The sequence below is a fragment of the Kribbella koreensis genome (genome assembly GCF_039525325.1).
Lineage (GTDB): Bacteria > Actinomycetota > Actinomycetes > Propionibacteriales > Kribbellaceae > Kribbella > Kribbella koreensis.
Genome location: NZ_BAAAHK010000013.1, coordinates 463,157 through 482,247, shown reverse-complemented (window position 1 = coordinate 482,247; position 19,091 = coordinate 463,157). Strand labels below are relative to the sequence as shown.

At 67.7% G+C, this 19,091-nt stretch carries 19 protein-coding genes; 11 read left to right on the top strand and 8 right to left on the bottom strand.

Going from position 1 to position 19,091, the window contains the following annotated elements:
• Nucleotides 1-9: 9 nt before the first annotated feature.
• On the bottom strand, nucleotides 10-894 hold the full coding sequence (locus tag ABD116_RS26520; protein ID WP_343975769.1) for a carbohydrate ABC transporter permease: 885 nt from the start codon (nucleotides 892-894) through the stop codon (nucleotides 10-12).
• Complete coding sequence (locus ABD116_RS26515) at nucleotides 884-1,774, bottom strand: carbohydrate ABC transporter permease (RefSeq protein WP_343975766.1); 891 nt, start codon at nucleotides 1,772-1,774, stop codon at nucleotides 884-886. The genes ABD116_RS26520 and ABD116_RS26515 overlap by 11 nt, the downstream gene beginning before the upstream one ends.
• A 193-nt stretch (nucleotides 1,775-1,967) precedes the next feature.
• Here ABD116_RS26515 and ABD116_RS26510 point away from each other — a divergent pair, with 193 nt between their 5' ends.
• From ABD116_RS26510 to ABD116_RS26470, 9 genes are all read left to right on the top strand, one after another.
• On the top strand, nucleotides 1,968-3,671 hold the full coding sequence (locus tag ABD116_RS26510) for a hypothetical protein (protein ID WP_343975763.1): 1,704 nt from the start codon (nucleotides 1,968-1,970) through the stop codon (nucleotides 3,669-3,671).
• A 142-nt stretch (nucleotides 3,672-3,813) separates the two neighbouring features.
• Nucleotides 3,814-4,557 (top strand): LacI family DNA-binding transcriptional regulator, encoded by a 744-nt coding sequence (locus ABD116_RS26505; protein WP_343975760.1) that lies wholly within the window; start codon nucleotides 3,814-3,816, stop codon nucleotides 4,555-4,557.
• Between the two features lie 28 nt (nucleotides 4,558-4,585).
• Nucleotides 4,586-4,906, top strand: a complete 321-nt coding sequence (locus tag ABD116_RS26500) for a substrate-binding domain-containing protein (RefSeq protein WP_343975757.1) — start codon at nucleotides 4,586-4,588, stop codon at nucleotides 4,904-4,906.
• On the top strand, nucleotides 4,906-6,501 hold the full coding sequence (locus ABD116_RS26495) for an FAD-dependent oxidoreductase (RefSeq protein WP_343975754.1): 1,596 nt from the start codon (nucleotides 4,906-4,908) through the stop codon (nucleotides 6,499-6,501). Before ABD116_RS26500 ends, ABD116_RS26495 begins: the two co-directional genes overlap by 1 nt.
• A gap of 13 nt (nucleotides 6,502-6,514) precedes the next feature.
• On the top strand, nucleotides 6,515-7,771 hold the full coding sequence (locus ABD116_RS26490) for an ABC transporter substrate-binding protein (protein ID WP_343975751.1): 1,257 nt from the start codon (nucleotides 6,515-6,517) through the stop codon (nucleotides 7,769-7,771).
• Nucleotides 7,768-8,709 (top strand): carbohydrate ABC transporter permease, encoded by a 942-nt coding sequence (locus ABD116_RS26485; protein ID WP_343975748.1) that lies wholly within the window; start codon nucleotides 7,768-7,770, stop codon nucleotides 8,707-8,709. The genes ABD116_RS26490 and ABD116_RS26485 overlap by 4 nt, the downstream gene beginning before the upstream one ends.
• A complete protein-coding gene (locus tag ABD116_RS26480; RefSeq protein WP_343975745.1) occupies nucleotides 8,699-9,523 on the top strand; it encodes a carbohydrate ABC transporter permease in 825 nt (274 codons plus the stop codon). Before ABD116_RS26485 ends, ABD116_RS26480 begins: the two co-directional genes overlap by 11 nt.
• Nucleotides 9,524-9,561: 38 nt before the next feature.
• On the top strand, nucleotides 9,562-10,359 hold the full coding sequence (locus tag ABD116_RS26475; protein WP_343975742.1) for a Rossmann-fold NAD(P)-binding domain-containing protein: 798 nt from the start codon (nucleotides 9,562-9,564) through the stop codon (nucleotides 10,357-10,359).
• A gap of 42 nt (nucleotides 10,360-10,401) precedes the next feature.
• Nucleotides 10,402-10,926 (top strand): dihydrofolate reductase family protein, encoded by a 525-nt coding sequence (locus ABD116_RS26470; protein WP_343975739.1) that lies wholly within the window; start codon nucleotides 10,402-10,404, stop codon nucleotides 10,924-10,926.
• Between the two features lies 1 nt (nucleotide 10,927).
• On the opposite strand, the gene ABD116_RS26465 is transcribed toward ABD116_RS26470, so the two are convergent.
• Entirely contained in the window at nucleotides 10,928-11,305 is a 378-nt protein-coding gene (locus tag ABD116_RS26465) for a hypothetical protein (protein WP_343975736.1), read from the bottom strand.
• Nucleotides 11,306-11,390: 85 nt separating this feature from the next.
• Here ABD116_RS26465 and ABD116_RS26460 point away from each other — a divergent pair, with 85 nt between their 5' ends.
• Together ABD116_RS26460 and ABD116_RS26455 are read left to right on the top strand one after the other, a co-directional pair.
• The gene (locus ABD116_RS26460; protein WP_343975733.1) at nucleotides 11,391-12,632 is read left to right on the top strand and encodes an MFS transporter; all 1,242 of its coding nucleotides are present in this window, start codon (nucleotides 11,391-11,393) and stop codon (nucleotides 12,630-12,632) included.
• A complete protein-coding gene (locus tag ABD116_RS26455) occupies nucleotides 12,629-13,318 on the top strand; it encodes a DUF2625 family protein (protein WP_343975730.1) in 690 nt (229 codons plus the stop codon). The genes ABD116_RS26460 and ABD116_RS26455 overlap by 4 nt, the downstream gene beginning before the upstream one ends.
• Nucleotides 13,319-13,357: 39 nt before the next feature.
• On the opposite strand, the gene hemB is transcribed toward ABD116_RS26455, so the two are convergent.
• From hemB to ABD116_RS26430, 5 genes are read right to left on the bottom strand one after another with little or no spacing between them, the layout of a single operon-like run.
• Nucleotides 13,358-14,335, bottom strand: a complete 978-nt coding sequence (hemB, locus tag ABD116_RS26450) for a porphobilinogen synthase (protein ID WP_343975727.1) — start codon at nucleotides 14,333-14,335, stop codon at nucleotides 13,358-13,360.
• Between the two features lie 8 nt (nucleotides 14,336-14,343).
• Complete coding sequence (locus ABD116_RS26445; protein ID WP_425552152.1) at nucleotides 14,344-16,098, bottom strand: bifunctional uroporphyrinogen-III C-methyltransferase/uroporphyrinogen-III synthase; 1,755 nt, start codon at nucleotides 16,096-16,098, stop codon at nucleotides 14,344-14,346.
• Entirely contained in the window at nucleotides 16,095-16,976 is an 882-nt protein-coding gene (gene hemC / locus ABD116_RS26440; RefSeq protein WP_343975721.1) for a hydroxymethylbilane synthase, read from the bottom strand. Before hemC ends, ABD116_RS26445 begins: the two co-directional genes overlap by 4 nt.
• Nucleotides 16,973-18,265, bottom strand: coding sequence for a glutamyl-tRNA reductase (locus ABD116_RS26435; protein ID WP_343975718.1), 1,293 nt, complete (start codon nucleotides 18,263-18,265; stop codon nucleotides 16,973-16,975). Before ABD116_RS26435 ends, hemC begins: the two co-directional genes overlap by 4 nt.
• Entirely contained in the window at nucleotides 18,262-19,020 is a 759-nt protein-coding gene (locus ABD116_RS26430; RefSeq protein WP_343975715.1) for a redox-sensing transcriptional repressor Rex, read from the bottom strand. Before ABD116_RS26430 ends, ABD116_RS26435 begins: the two co-directional genes overlap by 4 nt.
• Nucleotides 19,021-19,091 lie beyond the last annotated feature (71 nt).

The window sequence follows — 19,091 nt, the reverse complement described above, 5'->3', positions numbered from 1 at the left end:
TCGGAGGGGTTACTTGATGCCGGTGGTCGCGATGCCCTTGATCAGGAACCGCTGACCGAGCAGGAAGGCGAGGAAGACCGGGACCAGGGAGACGACCGACATGGCGAACATCGATCCCCAGGACGTGCTCGTGGTGGCGTCGACGAACGAGCGCAGCGCGACCGGGACGGTGTACATCTTCGGATCGGTCAGGTAGATCAGCTGGCTGAAGAAGTCGTTCCAGGTCCAGATGAAGGTGAAGATCGCGGTGGTCGCCAGGGCCGGCACCATCAGCGGCAGGATCACCCGCAGGAAGATCCCGGCCCGGCCGCAGCCGTCGATCCGGGCCGCCTCGTCCAGCTCCCGCGGGATGCCGCGGATGAACTGCACCATCAAGAAGACGAAGAACGCGTCGGTGGCCAGCAGCTTCGGGACGACGAGTGGCAGGAACGTGTTGATCCAGCCGGCCCGCGAGAACAGGATGTACTGCGGCACGATCACCACGTGGATCGGCAGCATGATGCTGAGCAGCATGATCGCGAACCAGAGCCTCTTCGCGGTGAACTCCAAGCGGGCGAAGGCGTACGCCGCCATCGAGCAGGAGACCAGGTTGCCCAGGATCGCGCCGAGCACCACGACCGCGGAGTTGAGCAGGTACCGGGTGAACGGCTCGGTCAGGGCGTTCCAGCCGACGCGGTAGTTCTCGATCTTCAGGTCCTTCACCAGGATGCCGGGGTCGCGGAAGATCTCGTTGCCCGGGCGCAGTGAGCTGACCACCATCCAGATGACCGGGTAGAGCATCACCAGGGCCGACCCGGCCAGCACGACATGGATCACCACCGGCCGGACCCTGGCCCAGGTGATACCGGTCTGCCGTCGCGCGGCCACTGTGGTTCGGAGCGTCTCAGTCGTCATAGAACACCCAGTACTTCGAAGCGAAGAAGTTGACCGCGGTGAAGATGCCGATGATCACCAGCAGGAACCACGCCATCGCGGAGGCGTAGCCCATGTCGAAATGGCCGAAGCCCCGGTCGTACAGGTAGAGCGTGAAGAACATCGTCGAGTCGGACGGGCCGCCGGTGCCGCCGGAGACGACGAACGCCTGGGTGAACGACTGGAACGCGTGGATGATCTGCAGCACCAGGTTGAAGAAGATGATCGGGGTGAGCAGCGGCAGCGTGATGCTGAAGAACCTGCGCAGTACGCCGGCGCCGTCGACGGACGCGGCTTCGTAGTACATGGCCGGGATCTGACGCAGGCCGGCCAGGAAGATCACCATCGGGGAGCCGAAGGTCCAGACGTTGAGCACGACGAGGGTGCCGAGCGCCGTACTGGGGTCGGAGATCCAGCCCTTGCCGTCGATCCCGATCGTCGCGAGCACCTGGTTGAGCAGGCCTTCGGTGCCGAACACCTGGCGCCACAGGACCGCGATCGCGACGCTCGAGCCGAGCAGCGACGGCAGGTAGAAGATCGAGCGGTAGAAGCCCATCCCGCGGACACCGCGATCCAGTACGACCGCCAGCAGCAAGGCGATCGAGAGCTGGATCGGGACCGAGACGAAGACGTAGGTGAAGGTGACCCGGAGCGAGTTGTGCAGGCGCTCGTCGGACAGCATCCGGGTGAAGTTCTGCAGGCCGATCCACTCCGGCGACTGGATCAGGTTGTAGTCGGTGAAGGCGAGGTAGAGGGACGCGAGCATCGGGCCGATCGTGATCACGAACAGTCCGAGCAACCACGGCGACAAGAACAGGTAGGCCGCGAGATTCTCTTTCTTCTTCTCGGTCAGAGCGCTCAACGTCTCCACCTCCGGGCGGCTGTGAGGCTACTGGAAAGCGTTTGCCGATTTGTCAGAAGTTAGTCCACCGAACCGGTTCAGACAAGACCTTTCCCGGTTTTACCGTGACCGGTTCCGGACCCCGCCCGCCCCTGGACGCCGGCCACCGCGGCGAGGACAGTACCGTGCTGCTTTTCTGCCCGCGGAGGTCTCGATGGAGCGCGACGAAGCATTTCTGGGCTTGTTGACGAAGCTGAACGAGGCTCAGATCCCAGCCGTCCTCGAGACCTGCCGGAGCCCTGCGGACAGCGTCCGCGCCAGCGCGCGGAAGGCCCGGCGACTGGTCTCGGGCTACGTCTGGGAGCAGTCCGCGCATCACCACGACGAGACCTTGATCGAGCCACTGGAATTCCTGGCCGAACGATTGTCGGCCTCGCAGCACGACGACGGCACGTGGGATCTCGGGAACCTGCATTCGCCGCCCGACAGTGCTTTCGCCATCCAGGACCTCTGCCTGAGCTGGGCACTGCTCGACGGCGACGGGCAGCCTGCCACTGAGAGATCTCGCGATGTTCTCGAGTGGGTCATTCGTCAGGCCGGGCCGGCGCTCGCTACCGGAGGCGTGCACACTCCCAACCATCGCTGGGAGGTGTCGGCGGCGCTCGCCCGGGTCAATCAGCTGTTTCCTGATCAGCGGTACGCCGATCGCATCGACGAGTGGCTGGCCGAAGGGATCGACGCGACGCCGGACGGGAGCTACAGCGAGCGGAGCTCGACCTACGCGTCGGAGGTGACGAATCCGTCGCTGCTGACGATCGCGCGGTTGCATCGGCGGCCGGAGCTGATCGCCTTCGTCCGCAGGAACCTGGACGCCACGCTGTACCTGCTGGAGCCCAACGGCGAGGTGGACACGATCGCCTCCCGGCGCCAGGACCAGACCAGGATCAGGGACATCTGGTGGTACCTGACCCAGTTCCGTGAACTGGCTCTGCTCGATGGCGACGGACGGTTCGCAACAGTTGCCAAAGGCATCGAAACCCGCACCGCCGACTCGCTGGACGCCGGCGGCCCGGACGCCGGCGCGGTCGGCGCGGTCGGTGACTTTCTTGCCGAGGTCGTCGAGCGGCCGCAGCTCGCTGGTGTTCTGCCGGTCGCAGTGCCGGTGCCGGATGACTTCGTCCATGAGTTTCCGTCCCAGCAACTCGCCCGGATTCGCCGAGGCAGCCGTACAGCGTCGGTCTTCGGTGGTACCGACTTCCACGACGTGCCGGTGATCGCGTCCGGCCTGTCGACCAATCCCACGTTCTTCAAGTTCCGTACCGGCGCCGCCGTCCTCGACTCCGTCCGGTTGTCACCGCAGTTCTTCGGCACCGGCCACTTCCGCAGCAATGGACTCCGGCGGACCGGGCCGGCGAGTTTCGAGCTCGGCGACGAGGTGCGGGTGCCGTATCACTTACCGCTGCCTCAGCAGTACCGGAGCGACGACGGCGGGTACGCGCTGAGCAGCGACGGCCGGTTCTACTCGTCGATGGATTTCGGATGGCGGCCGAAGCAGTACCGCAGTCTCCGCACCACGGTCGCGGTGACCGAGGTGGCCGGCGGGTTCGACCTGGACTTCGAGCTGTCCGGGTCCGACGTACCGTTCGCGATCGAGCTGTGTTTCCGGGCGGGTGGGGTGCTCGGCGGGGTCGATGCGCTCGATGCTGACGGCAACTATCAGCTGGTCGGTGGTACCGGGGTGTACTCGGTCGGCGAGGACTCGATCGAGTTCGGTCCTGGCAACGGGGCGACGCGGGTGGCGATGGATCCGGGTGAGCAGTACACCCAGCTCAACGGCTCGCTGGTGCCGGACGGTCTGCGGGTCCACCTCACCGGGCGCGCACCGGCGTACTACACGCTCAACCTGCGCGCCTCCTGAGCCTGCCTGGCTGATCACTTACTCACGCCCGTTTGCTAATTCGTATTAGCACGCGCTTGCGGTCTTGACGGTGGCGAACGCGCCGGTCTACCGTTCCGGATCACATGGCTGGCAATACGTATTACTCAAGGGAGGTCGGCGGATGAGCGAGCGGTTGACGCAGCGCGACATCGCGCGGCTGGCGCGGGTCAGCCAGACGACCGTCTCGCTGGTGCTGAACAACCGCACGGCGGCGTCAGCGCGGATCCCGACCGAGACGCGGGACCGGGTGCTGAAGGTGATCCGGGAGACCGGGTACGTGGCGGATCCGCTCGCCCGCCGGTTGCTGCAGCAGCGCAACCAGATCCTCGGGGTGTTCACCTACGAGTCGGTGTTCCCGAGCGCGAGCGCCGACTTCTACCACCCGTTCCTGAGCGGCATCGAGGAGAGCGCCGAAGAACTCGGCTGCGACCTGCTCCTGTTCACCAGCGCCCCCGTCACCGACGGCCACCGCCTCGTCTTCCACGAGAACAACCGTCTCCGGATAGCAGACGGCTCCCTCCTCCTGGGCCGCCGAATCCCCGCCACAGAACTAAGCCGCCTGGTCTCCGAAAACTACCCCTTCGTCTCAGTAGGCCGCCGCAACAACCCGGCACTCTCGGACGGCACCTCCACCGTCATCCCCTACGTAGGCGCCAACTACACAACAGCCACCGCCACAGTCACGACCCGCGCCCTACAACTCGGCCACCAACAATTGGCCTTCGTAGGCCCTGGCCAAGGCGCAGAATCCTCAGCCGACCGCCTACTCGGCTTCCACCAGGTAGCCCCCCCGAGGCCTACACCTCGCACCACCCGCTCCTGCGGAGCTCGAAATCGGCGTGGGCCGGCCCTCCTCCCCCTCTAGCCCGCCCGCGCAGCGGGCGGTTGGTGAGGTGCTCGACGAGCTGCTGGGGCGCGGGGTTACTGCGGTGTTTGTCGAGGATCTCGCCGATGCGGCTGCTCTTGCACATGCCGCGCGGGAGCGCGGGCTGGAGGTTCCCAGGGACCTTTCGGTGGTGGCTTTGGGGGATGCGAGTCGGCCGGTGAAGGGGGACGGGGAGTACTCGGGGTTTCACATTCCGCGGAAGGAGATGGGGCGGCGGGCCGTGGGGTTGCTGGAGTCGGTCTTGTCCGGTGAGGAGGTCGAGCTGCAGCAACTGCTGGATTGTGAGCTCGTCGAGGGAAGCACGCTCGGCAAGGTGAAGGGGTTCTGATGGAGACGGATGTGCTGGTGATCGGCGGCGGTCTCGGTGGGGTGGCCGCGGCTTTGGCTGCGCTGAGGGCTGGGCGGTCGGTGGTGATGACCGAGGAGTACGACTGGCTGGGTGGGCAGTTGACGAGCCAGGCGGTACCACCGGACGAGCACACCTGGGTGGAGCAGTTCGGCGTCACAGCGTCGTACCGGGGGCTGCGAGACGGCATCCGCGACTACTACCGCCGGTACTACCCACTGACCGCCGAATCGAGAGCGGCCGCGGAACTCAACCCCGGCGCCGGCTACGTCTCCAAGCTCTGCCACGAACCGCGAGTCGCCGTAGCGGTCCTGGAGTCGATGCTCGCCCCGTACCGGTCCAACCGAAAGCTCCAGATTCTCCAACCCTACAAGCCGATCGCCGCCACGACCGATGGCGACCAGGTCACGTCGGTGCAGGTCGAACACCGCGACACCGGCGACCAACTAACCCTCACCGCGCCCTACGTCCTCGACGCCACCGAGACAGGAGAACTCCTCCCCCTCACCGGCACCGAGTACGTCACCGGCTTCGAATCGCAGGCCACCACCGGCGAGCCCAGCGCACCAGCAGAAGCGCAACCACTCAACATGCAAGCCGTCTCCTTCTGCTTCGCGGTAGACCACGTCGACGGCAACCAGGTCGGCGACAAGCCGGCCAACTACGCCTACTGGCGCAACTACCAGCCACCCTTCTGGGGCGACCGCATGCTCTCCTGGAACGCCCCAGACCCACGCACCCTCGCCACCTCACGCCGGACCTTCACCCCTAACCCAGACGACGACCCACTCGCAGTGGTCGCGGACCAGCGGCGTACCGGCGGTGACACCAACCTCTGGACGTTCCGGCGGATCGCAGCCCGCCGACACTTCCAGCCAGGCGCCTACGAGTCCGACATCTGCCTGGTGAACTGGCCGATGATCGACTACCTCGACGGCCCGGTCTTCGACGTACCGGACGCCGCCAAGCATCTACTCAAAGCCAAGGAGCTGTCCCAGGCAGTCTTCTACTGGCTCCAGACCGAGGCGCCCAGACCCGACGGCGGCACAGGGTTCCAAGGCCTGCGTCTCCGGGGCGACCTCCTCGGGTCCAAGGACGGCCTGGCCCAGGCGCCCTACATCAGAGAGTCGCGGCGCATCGCAGCGGAGTACACGGTCGTCGAGCAGGACCTGTCGGTCGCAGTACGAGGAGCTAAGGGCGCAGCGGAGTACGGCGACAGTGTGGGCGTCGGGATGTACCGGATCGACCTGCACCCGTCCACTGGCGGCGACAACTACATCGACGTGGCCAGTAGCCCGTTCCGGATCCCACTCGGGGCGTTGATCCCGCAGCGGGTCGAGAACCTGCTGCCGGCGAGCAAGAACCTCGGCACCACCCACATCACCAACGGCTGCTACCGGCTGCACCCGGTCGAGTGGAACATCGGCGAGGCCGCGGGACTGCTCGCTGCCTTCTGCCTGGACCGTCGCGTCAGCCCGCGCGCGGTCCGCAACTCCCCTGCTCTGCTCAGCGACTTCCAGGCAGTACTGGTCGCCCAGGGCGTCGAACTGAGCTGGCCGGACGTCTCCGGCTACTGATGGAGGACTGATCATGAAACTCCGACTGCTGACAGCGGCAGCAACCACCGCCGCATTACTGATGGTGGCAGGCTGCGGCGGATCAGACGGCGACAGCCCGGCCGCGTCCGGCCCGATCGACCTGCGGATGACCATCTGGAGCGCGAACGCCAAGCACACCGCGCTCTTCGACCAGATCGCCACCGCCTACAAGAAGGACCACCCGGAGATCGGCAAGATCACCTTCGAGTCGATCCCGTTCGACAGCTACACCACCGCCTTGACCACCCAGATCGGCGGCGGCAACGCACCCGACCTCGCCTGGATCCTCGAAAGCACCGCGCCCGACTTCGTCACCTCCGGCGCATTGGAGCCGATCGACAAGGACCCAGATCTGTTGCCTAGCGCAACCGCTACCTGGGAGCAGGACGGCAAGCTCTTCGCCTATCCCTTCTCCACTTCGCCTTTGGGGGTCTTCGTCAACACCGACCTGGTGACGGCGGCTGGACGACCGACCCCCGCGCAGCAGATCGCGGCCGGCGCCTGGACCTGGGACCAGGCGGTCGCGACCGGCGCCGCAGTACAGGCGAAGACCGGCAAGGGCGGCATCGTCGTCGGCGACTTCGACTACAAGGGCTGGGACACGCTCAACACGATCTGGGCCGGCTGGGGCGCCCGGCCGTGGAGTGAGGACGGCAAGAGCTGCGGGTTCGACCAGCAGCCGATGGTCGACGCGATGACGTTCGTCCACAAGACGATCTTCACCGACAAGGCGATGCCCGGCCCGGGGCGTACGACGGACTTCTTCGCCGGCGACGCGTCGATGGTACTGACCCAGATCAGCCGCGCGGCCCTGCTGGAGAAGGCGAAGTTCAAGTGGGACCTGGTACCGCTGCCGAAGGGCCCGGCCGGTGAGTACTCGGTCGTCGGCCAGGCCGGCATCGGTGTGATGAAGCGTGGCAAGCACGCCGACGCGGCGAAGAAGTTCCTTGCCTACTTCACCGATCAGGAGAACTCGGCCAAGCTCGCCCAGTTCTTCCCGCCGCCGCGCAAGTCGCAGCTCACCACCTCGCTACTGGCCAAGGCGAACCCGCTGCTCAAGCCCGAGCAGCTGCAGAGCGTCGTGATCGACGGCATCGAGCGCGGCGACCTCAAGACCAGCCACACCGGGTACGCCGAACTGCAGCAGACCGTCCGTGCCGCCCTCGACCCGCTGTGGAAGCCGGACGCCGACGTCAAGGCCGTCCTGTCCGGCGTGTGCTCGAAGATCAACCCGCTGTTGAGCAAATGACGCTGCTACTCGACGACAAGCAGGTCGCCCCGCCCAGGACGGCGAGCAGCGTGCCGTACTGGACCATGCGGCGGCGCGACGAGCTGGCCGGCTGGCTGTTCATCGCGCCGCAGCTGGCCGGGATCGCCGCCTTCGTCATCGTCCCGCTCGGGCTCGTGGTCTGGTACAGCCTGCACGAGTGGAACGTGCTGGCCGGCACCTTCGACTTCGTCGGTGCCGGCAACTACCAGGCGCTCGCCGACGACCCCCGGCTGGGTCCGGCGCTTCGGGCGACCGGAACCTTCTCGCTCGGGCTGGTGGTGCTCAACCTCAGCCTCGCGCTGTTCCTCGCGGTACTGCTCAACCAGAAGCTCCGCGGGACGGTCTTCTTCCGCACGCTGTTCTTCTCGCCGGTCGTGGTGACGCTGGTCGCCTGGACGATCGTGTGGGGCTTCCTGCTGCAGGACAACGGCGGGATCAACGGCTTCCTGGATCTGATCGGCATCGACGGCCCCAACTGGCTGCGCGGTGACGCGACGGCGATGATCTCGGTCGTCGTCGTGCAGCTCTTCAAGGGCGTCGGGCTCAACATGGTGCTGTTTCTCGCTGCCCTGCAAGGGGTTCCGGCCGAGCTCTACGAGGCCGCTCGGATCGACGGCGCCTCGGCGTGGGCGCGGTTCCGGCGGGTGACGGTACCGTTGATCAGCCCGACGATCCTGCTGACGTCGATCCTGACGGTGGTCGGTTCGCTGCAGGTGTTCGCGCAGATCGCAGTACTGACGCAGGGCGGGCCGGGGACGTCTACGACCGTCCTCGTCTACTACCTGTACCAGCAGGCCTTCCAGTTCCATCACTTCGGCTACGGCGCCACGATCTCGCTGCTGCTCTTCGTCATCGTCCTCGCGTTGACGGCACTGCAATGGCGCATGCGTAGGAGGTGGGTTTTCCATGAGTCGTAAGGGCAAGCTGATCCTGTACGGCGTACTGCTGGTCTGCTGCGTGCCTTTCGTCTTCCCCACCTGGTGGATGGCGACGGCCTCGCTCAAGCCGGTGAACGAGATCTTCGCCTTCTCGCTCTTCCCCCACACGGTCACGCTGGACGCGTACCGGCAGGTCTTCGAGCTGCAACCGTTCGGCCGGCAGTACCTGAACAGCTGCTACATCGCCGTCGTCGTCACCCTCGGCACGCTGGTCGTCTCGTCGCTCGCGGGCTACGCCTTCGCCCGGATCAAGTTCCGCGGCGCCGGCGTCGTCTTCATGATCGTGCTGGCCGGCCTGCTGGTCCCGAACGAGGTGACGATCATCCCGCTGTACCGGATGTTCGACTCGCTCGGCCTGGTCAACACGCACTGGCCGCTCCTCCTGATCCCGATGCTCGGCGCCCCGAGCGTCCTGGCGACCTTCATCATGCGCCAGTTCTTCATCACCCTCCCCCGCGAACTCGAGGAAGCCGGCCGGATGGACGGCCTGGGCCGCCTAGGTCTGTTCTGGCAGGTCTCCCTCCCGCTCGCCCGGCCCGCAATCGGCGCGGTCGCGATCTTCACCTTCCTGCACAGCTGGAACCTCTACCTAGAACCGATCGTTTTCCTCTCCAGCAAAGACCGCTTCACCATCCCCCAGGCCCTCACCCAGTACGTCGACGCCTACGGCGGCGCCATGTGGAACGTCCAACTGGCCGCCGCCACCCTGTCGGCCCTCCCCGTCCTCATCATCTTCGTCCTGGCCCAACGCCAATTCGTCGAAGGCCTGACCCAAACCGGCCTCAAAGGCTGACGGGAATACCTCCGGTACGCCGGAAGCTGTCACCAGGCATGACCAAGATCCTGGTGACCGGTGCCACCGGCAACGTCGGCCGCGAGCTGATCCGGCAACTCCCGGCCGCGGACGTTCGCCCCTTCTCCCGTCAGACCGGCGGAGATCTGTCGAAGGTGGAGAGCCTTCGGGACGCACTGGACGGGGTCGACACGGTCTTCCTGATCTGGCCGTTCCTGACGGCGGACGCGGCGCCGGCGGTGCTGGAAGAGGTCGGCCGGGGGCGGCGGGTCGTCTACCTGTCGTCGTCCGGGGTGGCCGAGGGGCACGGGGATCCGATCAATCGGATGCATGCGGAGCTCGAGGCGTTGGTGGAGGGGGCTGCGGCGAGCTGGACCATTCTGCGGGCGAACACGATCGCCTCCAACGCGCGGGGGTGGGCGGCGCAGGTTCGCAGTACGGGTGTCGTGCGGGGCCCGGACATCCCCGCCACGGCGGTTGTCCATGAGCGCGACATCGCCGCCGTCGCGGCCCGCGCGTTGACGTCAGCCGACCTCGACGGGCAGCGGTTGATACTGACCGGCCCGGCGGTCGTCAGTCGCGCGGAGCAGGTCGCGGCAATTGGTACTGCGCTCGGGCGGGAGCTGCGGTTCGAGCCGGTCGCGGCCGGGGATGCGCGGGCGCAGATGCTCGCGGACGGTCGTCCGGCGGCGTTGGTCGAGGCGTTGCTCGCCAATGTCGGCCGGCCGCCGTCGACGCTGATCACGGCGACGGTTGAGGAGGTCAGCGGGCGGGCGGCGCGGAGCTTCGGTGAGTGGGCAGCCGAGCATGTGGACGAGTTTCGTCAAAAGCGCTGACTCTCGCTGTGGTCTGTCGGTGGCAGGCTGTACAAAAGAGGAGTGACTTTTCATGCCGCGGTTTTCATCGCGACCAGCCTGGACGGATTCATCGCGCGCCCGGACGGGTCGATCGACTGGCTGACCGAGCGGGGCGAGCAGGCGGGCGACACGGGGTACGACGAGTTCATGGCGGCGGTGGACACCGTCGTCGTGGGGCGGAACACGTACGAGAAGGCGCTCAGCTTCGGCTTCTGGCCGTACGAGGGCAAGCAGGTCGAGGTGCTCAGTACGACGCTGGACGCCGATGCGGACGAGCGCATCATCGTGCACCGCACCCTCGACGGCCTGGTCCAGACGCTGGAGGACCGCGGCGCCAAGCGCGTCTACACCGACGGCGGCCGAGTCATCCAGACCTTCCTCCGGGCCGGGCTGCTCAACGAGCTGACCATCACCGTCGTCCCAGTCCTGCTCGGCTCCGGCTTCTCGCTGTTCGGCGACCTCGACCACGACATCAACCTCACCCACAACGCCACCCGCACCCTGGGCGCCGGCCTGATCCAGTCCGACTACACCGTCAAACGCTGACCTACCAGAGCAAGAACGACGGCGCGATCAGGAGGGTGGCCGTCAGCAGGGTGAGGGCGGCTTTCGTAGTGCCGGATGCCGGGTGGAGGCGCCGGAACAGCGGCAGGTTGATTCCGATCAGGACCGCCAGGATGACGAGTGCGGCGACGATGCCGAGTGGGATGAAGCCGTCGGCCTCGCCGCCCTGGATCTCGTTGTTCGAGAACGGGGAGTCGGGGCGGTCGAAGAGCATCGCCCGGGCGTGCAGGCCGATCAGGGCGAGCAGCAGGAACGGGTAGGCGAACAGCACGCCGAGGGCGGTGTTGACGACCGCCCAGATGCCGTACCACGTGGCGGGCCGTCGCTTGGTCGCGATGAGTTCCGGTGCTGCTGTCGTCACGTCGCCTCCCCTGGTCCTGTACATCGTGCCGGACGGCGTCAAATCCGTTTGCCCGGTCGCGGGTGTGAGGCGAGAATCGACGTTTGTGCCTGGACTGTTCGCCGATGTGACGCCGTTGCGGGAGTCGGTGGAGTTCCGGTGGTTGTGGGCGGGGCAGTCGCTGTCCTCGATCGGTAGTTTCATGACGATGGTCGCGGTCGCCATTCAGACGTACGACCTGACCGGATCGTCGGTGGCGGTCGGCGCGATCAGTCTGGCGTCGCTGGTACCGACGTTGCTGCTCGGGTTGTTCGGCGGGTCGCTGGCTGACGCGGTCGATCGGCGGCGGCTGGTGTTGCTCACCGGGTGCGGGTTGATGAGCGTCTCGCTGCTCTTCGCCGTCCAGGCGTTGCTCGACTGGCGCCAGGTCTGGTTGCTTTACTTGCTCACGGCAACTTCTGCCGCGGTGTCGGCAATCGACGTACCTGCCCGTCGGACGTTCATCCCACGAGTACTGCCGGTGAAGCGGCTGCAGGCTGCTGCCGCGCTGTCACAGTTGTCGTTCCAGGTGGCGGTGATCGCCGCGCCGGTGCTGGCCGGAGTGCTGATCGCGTCGGCCGGGCTCGAAGCGGCGTACGGGCTTGATGCGTTGACCTTCGTCGCCGTACTGGTCAGCGTCCGGCGGCTGCCCCCGATGCCACCCGACAGCGGCGGTTCGAAGCTCGGCCTGCGCTCGGTGGTGGAGGGCGTGAAGTACGCCGTCAACCACAAGCTGATCGGGATGATCTTCTTGATCGACCTCAACGCAACGGTCCTCGCGATGCCGACCGCCCTGTTCCCCGCCCTCGCCGCCACCCGCTTCGGTGGCGGACCGCGAACCGTCGGCTACCTCTTCGCCGCCATCGGAATCGGCGGCCTGATCGCCGCCATCCTCTCCGGCCCGCTGGCTCGTCTCCGCCACCAAGGCCGCGCCATGCTCATCTCCGTGGCGATCTGGGGCGCCGGCATCGGCTCAGTAGGCCTCACCCACAACCTCTGGCTAGCCGTCACGTTCCTGGCCATCGCGGGTGCCGCCGACATCGTCACCACGGTCTTCCGCGCCACCATCCTGCAAACCAAAACCCCCGACGACCTCCGCGGCCGCCTCAACTCCCTCGACTTCATCATCGGCCTGGGAGGCCCCAACCTCGGCAACGTCCGAGCAGGCACAGTCGCAGGCCTGGCCGGCCCAACCATCAGCATCCTCACCGGCGGCGCAGCCTGCGTCCTAGGAGTCCTCCTCCTAGCCACCAACAGAACCTTCCGCCGCTACGACGCGAAGGCCCCTGATGGGAGTATCGGTGAATGACGGACGCAGCCTGGCCCTGGATCTTGGGACTGATCTCCTCGAGTGAACTGGAGGTTCAGATCCTGCCTGGCGTCGCGGTGGACGGCCAGCGTTGTCTGGCGCAGCTCCAGGTCACGGAACGATCCGCACTCGGCGGGTTGGCCCTCAACTCCGGCGGGCTCGTCGTGGACCACGGCTGGATCCGTGTGCTCGGCGGATCGGTTGCTAATGGAAACAGCATGGCCGAGGTCAACCGTTTCCCCAGCGAGCCGGACATCAACTGGACACCGCAAGACGGTCTCGTCGTCGGGTACGACGTACTGGGCGGTGTCTTCACCCTCAACGGCATGCATCCGGAATCGGCCGGTCGCCCGGGCTCTCCCGGTCAGATCCTGTACTTCGCCCCGGACACCCTCGAATGGGACGCGCTTCCGATGACCCACAGCCAATGGCTCGAGTGGCTCTTGTCCGGCCAAACCACCCAGTTCTACGAATCGCTGCGGTGGTCCGGCTGGGAAAAGGAAAGCCAATCCCTCACACTCGCCCAGGGAATCTCTGTCTATCCGTTCCTGTGGTCAGCCGAAGCCCACGCCGATCTGGCGGCCACCAGCCGCCGTCCGGTCCCCTTCTCCGAACTCATCCACCTCACGGCCGAGTTCACCGCTCAAGCCGCCCTGTCAGCCCCAGGCTTCCTCGGGAGCTACTAGGTCATCACGCCGTGATGGCGAGGCGCCGCCAGAGGTGAGTTACCTGAGGAGCGTGGCTGCTTCGGCTGCCCAGTAGGTGAGGATGGTGTCGGCGCCGGCTCGGCGGATCGAGTTGAGGGTTTCGAGGATGGCTCGTTCGCGGTCGATCCAGCCGTTGGCGGCGGCGGCTTCGACCATCGCGTACTCGCCGGAGATGTTGTACGCGGCGACCGGGACCGTGACGTGGTCGCGGACCTGGCGGATGATGTCCAGGTAGGCGAGGGCCGGCTTGACCATCACGATGTCGGCGCCCTCGGCGATGTCGAGGTCGACCTCGCGGATCGCGTCGCGGGAGTTGGCCGGGTCCTGCTGGTAGGTCTTGCGATCGCCCTGGAGGGACGAGTCGACGGCCTCGCGGAAGGGGCCGTAGAAGGCCGACGCGTACTTCACGGCGTACGCGAGGATCACCGTGTCGAGGAAGCCGGCGCCGTCGAGCGCGGTGCGGATCGCGCCGACCTGGCCGTCCATCATCCCCGAAGGGCCGACGACGTGAGCACCGGCGGAAGCCTGCGCGACACCCATCTCGGCGTAGATCTTCAAGGTCGCGTCGTTGTCCACGCGGCCCGCGGAGTCCAGTACGCCGCAATGCCCGTGATCCGTGAACTCGTCGAGGCAGAGGTCCGACATCACGAGCAGGTCGTCACCCGCCTCGGCCACGGCATCCCGGATCGCCACGTTCAGAATGCCGTCCGGATCGACCGCACCGGAACCGACAGCGTCCTTCGACGTCGGTACTCCGAACAGCATCACCCCGCCGAGGCCCAGTGCGGCAGCCTCGGCGACCGCCTTCCGGGCCGTGTCCCGCGTGTGCTGGTAGACGCCCGGCATCGAGCTGATCGCGATCGGCTCGCGCGCGCCTTCCCGGACGAACATCGGCAGGATCAGCTGCCGCGGCTCGATGGTGGTCTCGGCGACCAGCCGACGGACCGCTGCCGACGACCGCAGTCGCCGCGGACGAACCTCCGGGAAACCAGCCATGGCGGAACCTAGCTCTTCCTGCGAGAACCCGAGCGGCGCTCGGACGGACGGGTGACCGGCTCCCCGGCCTCCAGCATGGTGTCACGACGATCGGCGCCGAAGCGAGCGAGTGCGTCGGCCAGTTCCTCGGCCGACGGGGCCTCGGCCATCGCGTCCACGCGCAGGCCGTGCTCCTCGGCGGTCTTCAGAGTCGCCGGGCCGATCACCGCGATCACCGTCGACGCGTGCGGCTTGCCGGCGATGCCGACCAGGTTGCGCACGGTCGAGGACGAGGTGAAGACGACCGCGTCGAACTTGCCCGACTTGATCGCCTCACGCGTCGGCGCGGGCGGCGGCGCGGCCCGAACGGTCCGGTACGCCGTGACGTCGTCGACCTCCCAGCCGAGATCGGTCAGCCCGGCCACCAGGGTCTCGGTCGCGATGTCCGCCCGCGGCAGGAAGACCCGGTTGATCGGGTCCAGCACCTCGTCGAACGGCGGCCAGTCCTCGACCAGCCCGGCGGCGGACTGCTCACCCGACGGCAGCAGGTCCGGCCGGATGCCCCAGGCACCGATCGCCTCGGCGGTCTTCTCGCCGACCGCGGCGATCTTCAGCCCGGAGAACGCCCGGGCGTCCAGACCGTACTCGTCGAACTTCTCCCGGACCGCCTTGACCGCGTTCACCGAGGTGAAGGCGACCCACTCGTAGCGGCCCTCGACCAGGCCACGGATGGCCTTGTCCATCTGCTGCGGGTTGCGCGGCGGCTCGACCGAGATGGTCGGCACCTCTTCCGGCATCGCGCCGTAGCGGCGCAGCCGGTCCATCAGCGGGCCGGCCTGGTCCTTGGTGCGCGGCACCAGGATCCGCCAACCGAACAGCGGCTTGGTCTCGAACCAGGACAGCGACTCGCGCTGCTCGACGACGGCGCCGACCACGATCACGGCCTCGCCGACCAGCTTGGCGGCCCGCAGGTCCGCGACGATCGTGCCGAGCGTCCCGACCACCGAGGTCTGCGCGGTGGTGGTGCCGCCGACGGTCGCGGCGACCGGCGTACCGGCGTCGAAGCCGGACTCGATCAGCGCGGCGGTGGTGTCCTTCAGAACCTCGGTCGCGTTCAGCAGTACCAGCGTCTGCTTGGGGTGCAGCCGGCTGAAGTCGAGCTTGGCCTCGGCCAGGTCCAGCACCGTGACCTCGCGGTCGCTCTTCATCGTCAGCGGGATCCCGGCGTACGCCGGAACGGCGCTCACCTCGCTGACCCCGGGAACCACGTTGAAGCTGATGCCGGCCTTGCGGCAGGCGGACGCCTCCTCGGCCCCACTGGAGAAGGTGAACGGGTCGCCGGTCAGCAACCGGACCACGTTCGACGAGGCCTTGGCGGTCTTCACCACCAGCCGGGCCCGGGCCGCGACCCGCAGCGCCCGGCTGCCCTCGGCGCCGGAGCCGTCGATGACCTCGACGCCCGGCTTGCAGTACGCCAGGAAGGCGTCGTGCTCAGGACCCTCGACCACGACGGCGTCGGCGTTGGCCAGCACGTCCCGGCCGGCGATCGTCAGCAGGCTGGGATCGCCCGGGCCGACGCCGACGAAGGTCACGTGGCCGAGTGGCCTGGTCTGCTTGGCGGTCGTGGTGCTGGCGGCGATCTTGGCCGGCACCTTCTGGGGTGCCGGGGTGGCCGCTGTCTTCGCGCTGCTCACGTCTGCTGTCGCCTTTGCCCTTGTCCTGCTCGTCTTCGTGCTCGTACCCGTACTCGTGCTCGCGTGCGTCGTTCCCCGTGCCGGTGTCATGTCTGCTCCAGCAACTCGTTCGCGAGGCGCCGGCCCAGAGCCCGTGGGTCGTCCACCGGCCCGTTCGCCGACAGCCGCCGTACGCCGCCGTCCTGGCCCAACGCTCCCCGCAGCCACAGCTCCGGCCCGTCCTCACCCTCGACCACCTCGGCGAGCGCGCCGACCGGAGCCGTGCACCCTGCCTCGAGCGTGGCCAGCATCTGCCGTTCGGCCGTCACCGCTGCGCGTACTGCGGGATCCTCCAACGGTGCAAGGGCTTTGAGCACCACGTCATCGTCGTCGCGGCATTCGATGCCCAGGGCACCTTGTCCCGGTGCCGGCAGCACCTGGATCGGATCCAGCGTCTCGGTGACCTCCGAAAGCCGGCCCAACCGGGCCAACCCTGCCCTTGCGAGCACCACCGCGTCCAATTTGCCATCCGTGACCATTGCTATCCGCGTGTCGACATTGCCGCGGATCCCGGTCAGCTCCAGGCCCAGTCCGAGGGCTTCCAGCTGCGCCACCCGGCGCGGCGAACCCGTCCCGACCAGGGCGCCGGTCTGCAGCTCGCCGAGGCTCAACCCGTCGCGGGCGACCAGCACGTCGCGCGGGTCCTCCCGCTGCGGGATCGCACCGAGCGTCAGCCCGGCCTCGGGGGTGGTCGGCAGATCCTTCAGCGAGTGCACGGCGATGTCGATCTCACCGGCCAGCAGGGCGTCGCGCAGCGCGCTGACGAAAACGCCGGTACCGCCGATCTGCTCCAGCGGCGCGCGATTGGTGTCGCCGGTGGTGACGATCGGGACCAGCTCGACGTCATGCCCGAGGGCCCGCAGCCGGTCGGCCACATCGGTCGCCTGGGCGGTCGCGAGCGCCGACCTGCGCGTTCCGAGCCTGATCATGCGGGATCACCTCCGGTTGCCTGCGAAGTCTTGGGAGCGGTGACCGCGTCCACGGTGGCGGGATCGAGCGCGAACAGCTCCCGCAGCGCGTCGGCGTAGGTCGGGCCGCCCGGATCGGCGGCCAGTTCCTTCACCCGGACGGTCGGCGTGTGCAGCACCTTGTCGACCACCCGCCGGATGGTCCGGGCCACCTCGCCGCGCTGGATCTCGTCCAGCCCGGGCAGCCTGCGGTCCAGCCTGGCCAGCTCGGCGTCGACCAGCTCGCTGGCCATCGTCCGGAGCGCGACCACGGTCGGCAGCACCGACGCGGCGCGGCGGGTCGCCTCGAAGGCACCCGTCTCCTCGCCGACGATCCGGCGTACCTCGTCGATGTCGTCCGCGCTGCCGCCCGCCGTCCGGGCGAGGTCGGCCAGCGTGACCAAGGTGATGCCCTCGATCCGCGCGGCCGCGGGATCGACGTCGCGGGGCAGCGCGATGTCCAGTACGCCGAGCGGCCGGCCGTCCGCGGCGTCGCGAACCATCTCTTCGGTCAGCACCACGCCCCGCGCGCCGGTGCAGGAGACGATCAGGTCGGCCTCGCGCATGGCGGAGGGGACGTCGGCGAGCTTGATCGCCGTACCGCCGATCCGGTCCGCCAGCGCGACGGCGCGGTCGTAGTTGCGGTTCGCGATCGTCACGCTGGCCGCACCGCCCGCGAGCAGCGTCTGGGCTGCCAGCGAAGCCATCGAGCCGGCCCCGACGACGAGGGCGCGACGGCCTTCGTAGCCGCCCACGGCCTCGAGCCCCGCGGACACGACCGAGCGCCCGGCCGCGTCGATGCCGGTCTCGGACCGGGCTCGCTTGCCGACCCGCAACGCCTGCTGGAACAAGGGGTTCAGGGCGGAGCTGATCGTCTCCAGGTCCTGACCGATCCGCAGCGTCTCCTTCAGCTGGCCGAGGATCTGGCTCTCGCCGACGATCATCGAGTCCAGCCCGACCGCGACCTGGAACAGGTGCGAGACGGCGCCTTCCTCGAAGTGCACGTAGAGGTGCTCGGCCAGGTCGAGCAGCGGTACGCCGGTGACGTCGGACAGGATCGCGGTGACCTCGTCCATGCCGGCGTGGAAGCGGTCGACGTTCGCGTAGACCTCGGTGCGGTTGCAGGTGGCCAGGACGGCCGACTCGGTCACCGCCGGGGTGTGCTGGACCGCGAGCGCGAGCTTGGTCGCCGCGTCCGGATCGAGGGCCACCCGCTCGAGTACAGAGATCTCAGCGGACCGGTGCGAGATCCCGACGACCAAGTAGCTCATGCGCCGACACCCCCGCCGACGCTGGGCAGATCGGAGACCACACCGTTCATCGCTGGCAGTTCGGGCACCTCGGGGAGCGCCGCCTCTCCGGACTTTCGTTGTTCGTGGTACGCCAGGATCTGCAACTCGATCGAGAGGTCCACCTTGCGGATGTCGACGCCGGTCGGCACGGTCAGTACCACCGGTGCGAAGTTGAGGATGCTGGTGACGCCGGCTGATACAAGCCGGTCGCAGACCTCCTGGGCCGGACCGGCCGGCGTGGTGATCACGCCGATCGAGACCCGGTCGGCCGCGACGATCTCCTCGAGCTCGGCGAAGTCCCGGACGATCATGTCGCCGATCTGCTCGCCGACCAGGGTCGGATCCGCGTCCAGCAGGGCGACGATCCGGAAGCCGCGGGTGCCGAAGCCGGAGTAGTTGGCCAGCGCGTGGCCCAGGTTTCCGATCCCGACGATGACGACCGCCCAGTCCTGGGTGACGCCGATCTCGCGGGCGATCTGGTAGCGCAGGTACTCGACGTCGTAGCCGACCCCGCGGGTGCCGTAGGAGCCCAGGTAGGACAGGTCCTTGCGCAGCTTGGCCGAGTTGACCCCGGCGGCGGTCGCCAGATCCTCGCTCGACGCGGTGGCGATGCCACTGTCCGACAAGGCGGTCAGGGCCCTCAGATACACCGGCAAGCGCGCGACAGTGGCCTCGGGAATGCCGCGTTCGGTTCTCGTCGGCGCGCCGGGGCGACGGCTGCGGGCAGGCGTCACAATTCTCCTGGAAAAGGTGGTTCGCGAGTCACCGCCTCACGGCTGGCGACGACCCCACTCTAGGAGCTTGT

Bases quoted from the DNA above. Each gene is read 5' to 3' on its own strand.
- ABD116_RS26520 (WP_343975769.1), bottom strand. From the start codon at position 894: ATGACGACTGAGACGCTCCGAACCACAGTGGCCGCGCGACGGCAGACC.
- ABD116_RS26510 (WP_343975763.1), top strand. From the start codon at position 1,968: ATGGAGCGCGACGAAGCATTTCTGGGCTTGTTGACGAAGCTGAACGAG.
- ABD116_RS26505 (WP_343975760.1), top strand. From the start codon at position 3,814: ATGAGCGAGCGGTTGACGCAGCGCGACATCGCGCGGCTGGCGCGGGTC.
- ABD116_RS26495 (WP_343975754.1), top strand. From the start codon at position 4,906: ATGGAGACGGATGTGCTGGTGATCGGCGGCGGTCTCGGTGGGGTGGCC.
- ABD116_RS26490 (WP_343975751.1), top strand. From the start codon at position 6,515: ATGAAACTCCGACTGCTGACAGCGGCAGCAACCACCGCCGCATTACTG.
- ABD116_RS26485 (WP_343975748.1), top strand. From the start codon at position 7,768: ATGACGCTGCTACTCGACGACAAGCAGGTCGCCCCGCCCAGGACGGCG.
- ABD116_RS26480 (WP_343975745.1), top strand. From the start codon at position 8,699: ATGAGTCGTAAGGGCAAGCTGATCCTGTACGGCGTACTGCTGGTCTGC.
- ABD116_RS26475 (WP_343975742.1), top strand. From the start codon at position 9,562: ATGACCAAGATCCTGGTGACCGGTGCCACCGGCAACGTCGGCCGCGAG.
- ABD116_RS26455 (WP_343975730.1), top strand. From the start codon at position 12,629: ATGACGGACGCAGCCTGGCCCTGGATCTTGGGACTGATCTCCTCGAGT.
- hemB (WP_343975727.1), bottom strand. From the start codon at position 14,335: ATGGCTGGTTTCCCGGAGGTTCGTCCGCGGCGACTGCGGTCGTCGGCA.
- ABD116_RS26445 (WP_425552152.1), bottom strand. From the start codon at position 16,098: ATGACACCGGCACGGGGAACGACGCACGCGAGCACGAGTACGGGTACG.
- hemC (WP_343975721.1), bottom strand. From the start codon at position 16,976: ATGATCAGGCTCGGAACGCGCAGGTCGGCGCTCGCGACCGCCCAGGCG.
- ABD116_RS26435 (WP_343975718.1), bottom strand. From the start codon at position 18,265: ATGAGCTACTTGGTCGTCGGGATCTCGCACCGGTCCGCTGAGATCTCT.